The sequence below is a fragment of the Burkholderia sp. Ac-20353 genome (assembly GCF_017104785.1).
In the GTDB taxonomy this organism is placed as follows: Bacteria; Pseudomonadota; Gammaproteobacteria; order Burkholderiales; family Burkholderiaceae; genus Burkholderia.
Map to the genome: position 1 here is coordinate 1 of NZ_JAAGPL010000254.1, position 10,730 is coordinate 10,730.

The 10,730-nt window shown below is 67.1% G+C and carries 8 protein-coding genes; 2 read left to right on the top strand and 6 right to left on the bottom strand.

The genetic code is table 11. The features are described from left to right. The 5 genes from G3N94_RS36760 to apbC form a co-directional block, all read right to left on the bottom strand. A partial coding sequence (locus tag G3N94_RS36760) for a lysozyme inhibitor LprI family protein (protein WP_205799145.1) occupies positions 1 to 387 on the bottom strand: 387 nt, incomplete at its 3' end. Between the two features lie 26 nt (positions 388 to 413). Next, the gene (locus G3N94_RS36765; RefSeq protein ID WP_205799139.1) at positions 414 to 2,693 is read right to left on the bottom strand and encodes an arginine/lysine/ornithine decarboxylase; all 2,280 of its coding nucleotides are present in this window, start codon (positions 2,691 to 2,693) and stop codon (positions 414 to 416) included. Positions 2,694 to 2,781: 88 nt separating this feature from the next. Continuing rightward, a complete protein-coding gene (gene dcd / locus G3N94_RS36770; protein WP_124597744.1) occupies positions 2,782 to 3,351 on the bottom strand; it encodes a dCTP deaminase in 570 nt (189 codons plus the stop codon). A 112-nt stretch (positions 3,352 to 3,463) separates the two neighbouring features. After that, on the bottom strand, positions 3,464 to 4,003 hold the full coding sequence (locus tag G3N94_RS36775) for a superoxide dismutase family protein (protein WP_205799140.1): 540 nt from the start codon (positions 4,001 to 4,003) through the stop codon (positions 3,464 to 3,466). 131 nt (positions 4,004 to 4,134) lie between these two features. Continuing rightward, positions 4,135 to 5,226 carry an iron-sulfur cluster carrier protein ApbC gene (gene apbC, locus G3N94_RS36780; protein ID WP_205799141.1) on the bottom strand — a complete coding sequence of 364 codons (1,092 nt, stop codon included), beginning with the start codon at positions 5,224 to 5,226 and terminating at the stop codon, positions 4,135 to 4,137. Between the two features lie 348 nt (positions 5,227 to 5,574). Between apbC and G3N94_RS36785 the strand changes: the two genes are divergently transcribed. Next, entirely contained in the window at positions 5,575 to 6,216 is a 642-nt protein-coding gene (locus G3N94_RS36785) for an OmpA family protein (protein WP_205799142.1), read from the top strand. 408 nt (positions 6,217 to 6,624) lie between these two features. Then, positions 6,625 to 8,796, top strand: coding sequence for a methionine--tRNA ligase (metG, locus tag G3N94_RS36790; protein ID WP_205799143.1), 2,172 nt, complete (start codon positions 6,625 to 6,627; stop codon positions 8,794 to 8,796). 113 nt (positions 8,797 to 8,909) lie between these two features. Here the strand turns inward: metG and G3N94_RS36795 are convergent. After that, a partial coding sequence (locus tag G3N94_RS36795; RefSeq protein WP_205799144.1) for a translocation/assembly module TamB domain-containing protein occupies positions 8,910 to 10,730 on the bottom strand: 1,821 nt, incomplete at its 5' end.

Genomic DNA, 10,730 nt, shown 5'->3' on the forward strand with positions numbered 1-10,730 from the left:
TCGGTCGCGCACGGGTTGCAGCTGCATGTCGGCGCTCGCCATCGTGTACATCGTGCCGCGCGTCGTGTCGTACACGGCCTTCAGCAGATGCGCTTCGTCCTTGCGCCACGTGAGCCAGCGCCGCTGGCTCTCCTGCCAGCCGCGCTTCGCGTCGTCGGGTGCGTCGTTCAGCAGGCGCTGGTACGCGCCGTCCATCACCGTCTGCCACTGCTGCTGCGCTTCGTCCATGCACTGGATCTGGCCGGCCGGCGACGAGCGGTCGCGCCGGGCCAGACACTGCCGCATCGCGACGTCGACCGGATCGGCCGCCGCGACTTCCGCATGCGCCGCCCCTGACCACGCCGACCAGGCTGCCCAGGCGACGAGCGCGGCCGTGGCCGCGCGCATCGTCCCGATTCGATTCTGCGCCATCGTCAGTCGCGCACGCAGTCGACGAAGTACTCGACGCGGCCGTTCACCTCTTCCGCGACGAGGCCGTGGATGTCGGTGTGGAAGCCCGGGAAGCGCTCGTTGAAGTCACGCGCGAACCGCAGGTAGTTGACGATCGTCTTGTTGAAGCGCTCGCCCGGAATCAGCAGCGGAATGCCCGGCGGGTACGGCGTCAGCAGGATGCTCGTCACGCGGCCTTCGAGCTCGTCGAGCGGCACGCGGTCGATCTTGCGGTGCGCGAGCTTCGCGAACGCGTCCGACGGCTTCATCGCGGGCTCCATGTCCGACAGGTACATCTCGGTCGTCAGGCGCGCGATGTCGTTCGCACGGTACACGTCGTGGATCTGCGTGCACAGGTCGCGCAGCCCGACGCGCTCGTAGCGCGGATGCTGCGCGACGAATTCCGGCAGCACGCGCCACAGCGGCTGGTTGTTGTCGTAGTCGTCCTTGAACTGCTGCAGCTCGGTCACCATCGAGTTCCAGCGGCCCTTCGTGATGCCGATCGTGAACATGATGAAGAACGAGTACAGGCCCGTCTTCTCGACGATGATACCGTGCTCGGCGAGGTACTTCGTGACGATCGCGGCCGGAATGCCGGTCTCGCCGAATTCGCCGTCGACGTCGAGCCCCGGCGTGATGATCGTCGCCTTGATCGGGTCGAGCATGTTGAAGCCTTCCGCGAGCGGGCCGAAGCCGTGCCAGTGGTCGTTTGGCTTCAGCATCCAGTCGTCGCGCGAGCCGATGCCTTCGACCGCCAGGTCATCCGGGCCCCACACGCTGAAGAACCAGTCGTCGCCGTACTCGGCGTCGACCTTGCGCATCGCGCGGCGGAAGTCGATCGCCTCGGCGATCGATTCCTCGACGAGCGCGGTGCCGCCCGGCGGCTCCATCATCGCGGCGGCGACGTCGCACGACGCGATGATCGCGTACTGCGGGCTCGTCGACGTGTGCATCAGGTACGCCTCGTTGAAGCGGTGCTTGTCGAACGTGCGGTTCTCCGAATCCTGCACGACGATCTGCGACGCCTGCGAGATGCCCGCGAGCAGCTTGTGCGTCGAGTGCGTCGCGAACACCAGCGCGCCCGTGCGCGGACGGCCGTCGCCGATTGCGTGCATGTCGCGGTAGAAGTCGTGGAACGCCGCGTGCGGCAGCCACGCTTCGTCGAAGTGCAGCGTGTCGAGCAGGTCGCCGAGCAGGTCCTTGATCATCTCGACGTTGTAGATGACGCCGTCGTACGTGCTCTGCGTGATCGTCAGGATGCGCGGCTTCATGTCCGGGTTCTGGCGCAGCGCCTCGCGCGCGAACGGGTTCGCCTCGATCTTCCGGCGGATGTTCTCCGGCTTGAATTCGTCGCGCGGGATCGGCCCGATGATGCCGAAGTGGTTGCGCGTCGGCGTGAGGAACACCGGAATCGCGCCCGTCATCGTGATCGCGTGCAGGATCGACTTGTGGCAGTTGCGGTCGACCAGCACGATGTCGCCGGGTGCGACCGTCGCATGCCAGACGATCTTGTTCGACGTCGACGTGCCGTTGGTCACGAAGAACAGGTGATCGGCGCTGAAGATGCGCGCCGCATTGCGTTCAGACGCCGCCACCGGGCCCGTATGGTCGAGCAGCTGGCCGAGTTCGTCCACCGCGTTGCAGACGTCCGCGCGCAGCATGTTCTCGCCGAAGAACTGGTGGAACATCTGGCCGAGCGGGTTCTTCAGGAACGCGACGCCGCCCGAGTGGCCCGGGCAGTGCCACGAGTACGAGCCTTCGTCCGCGTACTTCACCAGTTCCTTGAAGAACGGCGGCGACAGCGAGTCGAGATAGACCTTCGCCTCTCGGATGATGTGGCGCGCGACGAACTCCGGCGTGTCCTCGAACATGTGGATGAAGCCGTGCAGTTCGCGCAGGATGTCGTTCGGCAGGTGGCGCGACGTGCGCGTCTCGCCGTACAGGAAGATCGGGATGTCCGCGTTGCGGCGGCGCACTTCGGTCACGAACGCGCGCAGTTCGATGATCGCGGTGGCCAGTTCCGGCAGCTCGCCGTCCGGGCCCGTCTCGCCGAGCATGAGTTCGTCGTCGTCGATCGACAGGATGAAGCACGACGCGCGGCTCGATTGCTGCGCGAACGACGTCAGATCGCCGTAGCTCGTGAGGCCGAGGACTTCGACGCCCTCCTTCTCGATCGCTTCGGCCAGCGCCCGGATGCCGGAGCCCGAGATGTTCTCGGAGCGGAAATCTTCGTCGATGATGACGACAGGAAAACGAAACTTCATGGGCGATTCTCCAAAAAGAACGACCGCGGCGCTTCACGCGCGGCGGTCACCCGGTAACCGGTCGGTGTTCGGCTGATATACAACCAGATCAGGTTTTCGGCAGCGTGACACCGCGTTGGCCCTGATACTTCCCGCCGCGATCCGCGTACGACACGTCGCACACCTCGTCGCTCTCGAAGAACAGGACCTGGGCGACGCCCTCGTTCGCGTAGATCTTCGCGGGCAGCGGCGTCGTGTTCGAGAATTCCAGCGTGACGTAGCCTTCCCACTCGGGTTCGAACGGCGTCACGTTGACGATGATCCCGCAGCGCGCGTAGGTCGACTTGCCGAGGCAGACCGTCAGCACGGTGCGCGGAATCCGGAAATATTCGACGGTGCGGGCCAGCGCGAACGAGTTCGGCGGGATGATGCACACGTCGCCCTTGAAATCGACAAACGAACCTTCGTCGAAGTTCTTCGGATCGACGATCGTCGAGTTGATGTTCGTGAAGATCTTGAATTCGTCGGCGCAGCGGATGTCGTAGCCGTAGCTCGAGGTGCCGTAGCTGACGATCCTGCGGCCGTCCTCGGACGCGCGAACCTGACCGGGCTCGAACGGCTCGATCATCTTGTGCTCTTCGGCCATGCGCCGGATCCACTTGTCGGACTTGATGCTCATATCTGGGCGCCAGGAGACGCTGCGTGACTGTCAGTGAGTGCCGCCCGCACACGGCGACGGCCTGGAAAGGCGCACATTTTACGCGATCATCGGCACACGCATGCGGTGCCGCTCAACGAATCACGCCACATGCGAGCGCGGGCCCCGCGCCGTGCTGCGGGAACGCGGGATCGCTCGGGTCGCGATGCACGAGCGCCGAGCGGTTCAGCGCCGAACGCACGCCGTCGAGGGCCAGATCGGGCGCGACGATGAAACCCGTCGCGACGCCGTTCGCGTCCGCGTGGATGTTGCCGAGATCGCCCGCGACGCGAGCGCCCGCGCGCAGCCGGTCGGCCGCCGGCGCGAACACCTGGCCGGCGCTCGAGCCGTCGCCCGCGTTGCAATCGCCGCGCTCGTGCACCTGCAGCGCGTGGTCGCTGTTCGGCGGCAGGCCCACCAGGTTGTAGGTCACCTGCACGCCGTCGGGACGCTCGACGAGCGTCACCGTGCCGTGCGTCTGCGAGCCGACCGTCGGCTGCAGTTGCGCGTCGCCGCGCTTCTCGTGCGTCGACGAAAATGAAGTACAGCCGGCCAGCAAGGCCAGCGCGGCGGCGGCCAGCAGCGCGTGGTGGCACGCGCCGCCGGCGCGCGCGCCGTAATGTCGTTGATTCATGCGATCCTCATGCCGGCAGGCGGTCGTGTGACCCGGCGCCTGCCGGGCGGGTAAAGGGACCCTGGAAAAGTCGCCATGATACCGCGCCTCGCGGCGCCGTAAACAGCGTCCGGCCCCGTCCCGCAAGGGTTTTACGTATTTTGAACAACGATGCTCGGGAACTTCGACGTCATGTCGCGTGCGCGCTCCGCGATTGCGAGCGCGACGCCGCGCGCAATCTCGCGATAGCGCTGCGCGAGCTTGCCGTCCGGATCGGCCGCGACCGTCGGCGCGCCGCTGTCGGCCTGCTCGCGGATTGCGATGTCAAGCGGCAGGCTGCCGAGCACGCTCACGCCGTAGTCCTTCGACATCCGCTCTGCGCCGCCCGCGCCGAAGATGTGCTCCTCGTGGCCGCAGTTCGAGCAGACGTGGATGCTCATGTTTTCGACGATGCCGAGAATCGGAATGCCGACTTTCTCGAACATCTTCAGGCCCTTCTTCGCGTCGAGCAGCGCGATGTCCTGCGGCGTCGTAACGATCACCGCGCCCGTCACCGGCACGCGCTGCGCGAGCGTGAGCTGGATGTCGCCAGTGCCCGGCGGCATGTCGACGATCAGGTAGTCGAGGTCGCGCCAGTTGGTCTGGCGCAGCAGCTGTTCGAGCGCCGACGTCGCCATCGGGCCGCGCCACACCATCGGGTTGTCCTCGTCGATCAGGAAGCCGATCGAGTTCGCCTGCAGCCCGTGGCCGACGAGCGGGTTCATCGACTGGTTGTCCGGCGACTCGGGCCGCTGGCCGTGGATGCCGAGCATCGTCGGCAGCGACGGGCCGTAGATGTCGGCGTCGAGGATGCCGACCGACGCGCCTTCCGCAGCGAGCGCGAGCGCGAGGTTGACGGCCGTCGTGCTCTTGCCGACGCCGCCCTTGCCCGACGCGACCGCGACGATGTTCTTCACGTTCGGCAGCAGCTTCACGCCACGCTGCACGGTGTGCGCGACGATATCCTGCGAGATGTTCACACGCGCGTCGCGCACGCCCGGCACGCTCTTCAGCGCGGCGGCGATACGTGCGCGCACGTCGTCGTACTGGCTCTTTGCCGGATAGCCGAGCACGACGTCGACGCTCACCGCGTCGCCGTCGATTGCCACGTTGCGCACCCCTTTGCCGGCCGCATACGGACGGCCCGTGTTGGGATCAGCGACTGCCGCGAGCGCGGCGTCGACGAGGGCCCGGTCAATGCTCATCGAAACTCCGTGAAAACGTTTTTTTCGCGCTCAAACGTCAAGAAATATCAAATAACGCGGCGAAAATCGGGAAAAGTGAAAGAATCTGTTGCATGCCATTGCGCGAACGCGCGAGCCGGCGCACTCTTCGCGTGCGGCACGCTATGGGGCCAAATCGGCCACGTACCGCCTATATTGTAGAGGCTGACGCGTCGCGCTGCCCGAACAGCCACGCTGCCGGGCAGGGCATGCGGTCGCCTTCAGCGGCCGCCGCGAGAGCAGGCCCCCCTTCCTTTTTCCGGACGGGCCTGCCTGGTGAGCCGTAACTGTTGTCGTTGTCGACTCGTTCAACCAAGAGAGGAATCCAAGATGAACATGAAAATCGCGACCCGCCTGTCCGTCTTCGCGCTGGCCGGTGCCCTGCTGGCCGGCTGCGCGACGCAGCAAGGCGCCAACACGGCCGTCGGCACCGGCACGGGTGCCGCGCTCGGCGCCGGTATCGGTGCGCTGGCAGGCGGCGGCAAGGGCGCAGCGATCGGCGCGGGTGTCGGCGCGCTCGTCGGCGGCGTGACGGGCTACAACTGGCAGGCGATCAAGAACAAGCTCGCGCCGTCGGCGGCCCAGACGGGCACGCAAGTTACGGAACAGCCGGACGGCTCGCTGAAGCTGAACGTGCCGAGCTCGGTGACGTTCGCGACGAACCAGTACGCGATCACGCCGGCGTTCACGCCGCTGCTGAACGACCTGGCGACGACGCTGAACCAGAACCCGCGCGTCACCGCGTCGGTCGTCGGCTACACCGACAGCACGGGCTCGGCTTCGCTGAACCAGACGCTGTCGCAGAACCGTGCGCAGAGCGTCGTCAACGCGCTCACGCAGCGCGGCGTCGCAGGTGCGCGCCTGTCGGCACAGGGCATGGGCCCGTCGAACCCGGTCGCCGACAACACGACCGAAGCCGGTCGCGCACAAAACCGCCGCGTCGAAATCTACCTGCGCGCTGCCCAGCAGTAAGCGCGCGCAAGCGGGGAATGCGCGGGCGCGCCGCCCGCACCGCCCGCCGGACAAGGCTTCCGGCGGGACACGTAACAAATCGAAAAAAAATTTCGAACTTCTGTCGCGGCCCGTGGTCTTTATTTACGGTACGCGGCTGGTGTTGCCGGCGCGTCACCATTCTCCTCTTGTCGTTGTTGCTCCGGGGCCGTATCCGCCCCGGTTTTTTTTGCCTGCACGATCCGTGCTGCATCGCAGCAACCGCCGCCCGGGCACGCGTGTTGCCCCATCGTTGTCCTCCTCCACGCAGCCTCCGCCCCGCCTCCACCCGTCCCCACGCCACCTGCAGCGGCCGCCCGCCTGCCCGGCCCGCGCCCCTGCTAGAATCGCAGTTTCCCGAAGCTTCCCCGCTGTTCCTCTACAGACCCTATGTCCGAATCCGACCTCACTTCCGTGCAGGCCGGCGCGCCGCAAGGCCGCCGCCAGATCCTCGTCACGTCCGCGCTGCCGTACGCCAACGGCCAGATCCACATCGGCCACCTGGTCGAGTACATCCAGACCGACGTCTGGGTGCGGACGTTGCGAATGCACGGCCATGAGGTCTATTACATCGGCGCCGACGACACGCACGGCACGCCGGTGATGCTGCGCGCCGAGAAGGAGGGCCTGACGCCGAAGCAGCTGATCGACCGCGTCTGGGGCGAGCACAAGCGCGACTTCGACAGCTTCGGCGTGTCGTTCGACAACTTCTACTCGACCGACTCGGACGAGAACCGCGTGCTGAGCGAGAAGATCTATCTCGCGCTGAAGGAAAACGGCCTGATCGCCGAACGCGAAATCGAGCAGGCGTACGACCCCGTCAAGGAAATGTTCCTGCCGGACCGCTTCATCAAGGGCGAGTGCCCGAAGTGCCACGCGAAGGACCAGTACGGGGACAGCTGCGAAGTGTGCGGCTCGACCTACCTGCCGACCGAGCTGCTGAACCCGTATTCGGTGGTGTCGGGCGCGACGCCGGTGCGCAAGACGTCGAAGCACTACTTCTTCCGCCTGTCCGACCCGCGCTGCGAAACGTTCCTGCGCGACTGGGTGAGCGGCCTCGCGCAGCCGGAAGCGACCAACAAGATGCGCGAATGGCTCGGCGATGCCGGCGAAGCGAAGCTCGCCGACTGGGACATCTCGCGCGACGCGCCCTATTTCGGCTTCGAGATCCCGGGCGCGCCCGGCAAGTATTTCTACGTGTGGCTCGACGCGCCGGTCGGCTACTACGCGAGCTTCAAGAACCTGTGCGACCAGCGCGGCATCGATTTCGACGCGTGGATCCGCAAGGGCTCGACCGCCGAGCAGTACCACTTCATCGGCAAGGACATCCTGTACTTCCACACGCTGTTCTGGCCCGCGATGCTCGAATTCTCGGGTCACCGCACGCCGACCAACGTGTTCGCGCACGGCTTCCTGACAGTCGACGGCGCGAAGATGTCGAAGTCGCGCGGCACCTTCATCACCGCGCAGAGCTATATCGACACGGGCCTGAACCCCGAGTGGCTGCGCTACTACTTCGCCGCGAAGCTGAACGCGACGATGGAAGACCTCGACCTGAACCTCGACGACTTCCAGGCGCGCGTGAACAGCGATCTCGTCGGCAAGTACGTGAACATCGCGAGCCGCGCGGCAGGCTTCCTGATCAAGCGCTTCGACGGCCGCGTGCAGGACAGCGCGATGAACCATCCGCTCGTCGCGAAGCTGCGCGATGCGATTCCCGGGATCGCCGCGCACTACGAGGCGCGTGAATACGGCCGCGCGCTGCGCCACACGATGGAGCTCGCCGACGAAGTGAACGCGTACGTCGACGGCGCGAAGCCGTGGGAGCTCGCAAAGGATCCGGCCAATGCGGTCGCGCTGCACGAAACCTGCAGCGTGAGCCTCGAGGCGTTCCGCCTGCTGTCGCTCGCGCTGAAGCCGGTGATGCCGCGCGTCGCGGAAGCGGTCGAGAAGTTCTTCGGCATCGCGCCGCTCGCGTGGGCCGACGCCGCGAAGCCGCTGTCGTCCGAACAGCCGATCAACGCGTACCAGCATCTGATGACCCGCGTCGACGTGAAGCAGATCGACGCGCTGCTCGCCGCGAACCGCGATTCGCTGCAGGCCGAGCAGTCGGGTGCGGCGGCAGCCGGCGCGAATGCCGCAAATGCCACGAAGGCGAACGCGAAGGCAAACATCAACGCGAACGCGAAACCCGCGGCGAACGGCGCGGATGACGCTGACACGCCCATCTCGATCGACGATTTCGCGAAGATCGACCTGCGGATCGCGAAGATCGTCGCGTGCCAGGCCGTCGAAGGGTCGGACAAGCTGCTGCAGCTCACGCTCGACGTCGGCGAGGAGAAGACCCGCAACGTGTTCTCGGGGATCAAGTCCGCGTACCAGCCGGAGCAGCTCGTCGGCAAGCTGACGGTGATGGTCGCGAACCTCGCGCCGCGCAAGATGAAGTTCGGCCTGTCCGAAGGGATGGTGCTCGCGGCGTCGGCCACCGACGAGAAGGCCGAGCCGGGCCTCTACATCCTCGAGCCGCACAGCGGCGCGAAGCCCGGCATGCGCGTGAAGTAAGCGGCGCGCGGGCGCATCGCCGCCCGCCGCTTTCGCCTGTCGTCACATCAGAAAAAACCCCGCGCGATCCAGTCGCCGCGGGGTTTTTTATTGCCGCTGCACGCGCGCCGCCGTCACCGCCGGCCGAACCACCGGTCAAAGCGCCGCGTGTAGTTCAGGTCGACGCCCTGGAACGTACCGCCATACCCGGACACCGACCAGAAGCGCGTCAGGTTGATCGTCGCCTTGAACGCGTTGCTCGCGGATTGCAGCCCCTGCTCGTAGCCGAGCACGAAGCGTTCGTTGATCGCCTTCGAGATCTGCACGACCTGCGGGTCGGTCAAGCCGACGTCGCTGCGGCCGATCGAGAACTCGTCGAGGCCGATGGACTGCGCGACGCGCTTGCCGGTCGCGCTGCCAAGCAGCGCGAGCGCGGTCGTCATCGTGTTCTGCTGGCCGAGGTTGTTGCCCTGGTCGGTGCCATGGCCGAACAGCAGCCACGACAGCTTCTCGTTGTCGGACACGTTCGGCTCCGACACGAGCTTGACCGTCGGCGCCTGCACCGTGCCTGTCACCTGCACGCCGGCCTCGACCTCCTGGTTGCGCCGCATCGCGAGGATGTTGATCCCCGGGTTCGACACCGGGCCGTTGAACGTGAAGAAGCCGTTCTCGATCGCGAGCTTGCGGCCGAACGACGTATACGTCGAGCCTTCCGTCACGCGCACGTTGCCGACCGCGCGCAGCGGCACGCCGGGCGCGCTCATCACGGTGATCGTGCCGCGCAGCCCGAGGTCCGCGCCGTGGCCCTTGAAGCGGAAGTCGTTGCCGAGGCCGATGTCGATGTTCGCACGCGGCGCGAGCGACGGCGCCGGCTTGTCCTCGGCCGGCTGCGGCTTCGCGATCGCGGTGCCCGTCTGCGTCTCGCCGCGCACCGTGCCGTCCGGCCGCACGATCACGACGTCGTCGGACAGGTGCGGCGCCCCCTCTTCCGGCAGGTCGAACAGCGCGCGATCGACGACGAACTTGCCGTCGATCACGAGCCCGCCGCGCGGCCCTTCGTTCGCGACCGTCGCCTTGCCCGACAGCGACAGCTTGCGGTCCGGCGCCGCGAACAGCTCGAGCTTGTCGGCGACGATGCTCGCGGTCAGGTCCGGCGCTTCGTTGTCGAGCCGCACGCGGCCGATCGCGCGCAGCGTGCCGTCGCCGCCGTGGAACTCGACCTGCTGGAATTCGACGAGGTTCTCCGACAGCTTGATGCGCACGATGCCGTCCTTCAGTTGCACGCCCTGGTCGACGAGCGTCGCGGACAGCTCGTCGCCCGTCAGCATCCCGGACAGGTTCGGCTTCGCGGGCGTGCCTGCCACCGTCAGCTTCAGCGCCGCGCGCCCGCCGAGCAGGTAGCTCGGCCCGAACAGGTTGCCGGTGGTCTTCAGCGACGGGATGTCCGCGTCGATCCGGCCCGACAGCGCGCCGTCGTCCGCGACCGCGAGCACGCCGTCGCGCGGCGCGAACGGCACCGCGACGTTCGCGTCGAGCGTGCCGACCCGGTTCGCCTTGCCCTGCGCGGTCACGTTCAGCCGGTTGCCCGCGCCGAATGCGGCGCGGGCCTGCAGGTCGGTCAGCCCGAGCGATGCGATGCCGCGGCCGGTCTCGACCGTCACGTCGCCACTGCGCCGCTTGACCTGGACATGGCCGGTCGCGGTCGCGCCGACCGAAAAATCCCAGTCGGCGTCGAGCACGACGTCGGTGCGCACCGGCGGGCGGGCACCCGTCAGCGCCTGGCGGACCTCGAGGAAGCGCGCGACCGACGCGCCGCTCACCGTGCCCGCCGAGCGCAGCTGGCCGTGGTCGAACGCGAACGACTTCAGGTCGATCGCCGCGCCTTCGAGCGTCAAGCGCGCCGCGCCGAGCGTCACGCGCCCGGCGCCCGCCGACACCGTGAGCGGCGACTCGAG

Bases quoted from the DNA above. Each gene is read 5' to 3' on its own strand.
- G3N94_RS36765 (WP_205799139.1), bottom strand. From the start codon at position 2,693: ATGAAGTTTCGTTTTCCTGTCGTCATCATCGACGAAGATTTCCGCTCC.
- dcd (WP_124597744.1), bottom strand. From the start codon at position 3,351: ATGAGCATCAAGTCCGACAAGTGGATCCGGCGCATGGCCGAAGAGCAC.
- G3N94_RS36775 (WP_205799140.1), bottom strand. From the start codon at position 4,003: ATGAATCAACGACATTACGGCGCGCGCGCCGGCGGCGCGTGCCACCAC.
- apbC (WP_205799141.1), bottom strand. From the start codon at position 5,226: ATGAGCATTGACCGGGCCCTCGTCGACGCCGCGCTCGCGGCAGTCGCT.
- G3N94_RS36785 (WP_205799142.1), top strand. From the start codon at position 5,575: ATGAACATGAAAATCGCGACCCGCCTGTCCGTCTTCGCGCTGGCCGGT.
- metG (WP_205799143.1), top strand. From the start codon at position 6,625: ATGTCCGAATCCGACCTCACTTCCGTGCAGGCCGGCGCGCCGCAAGGC.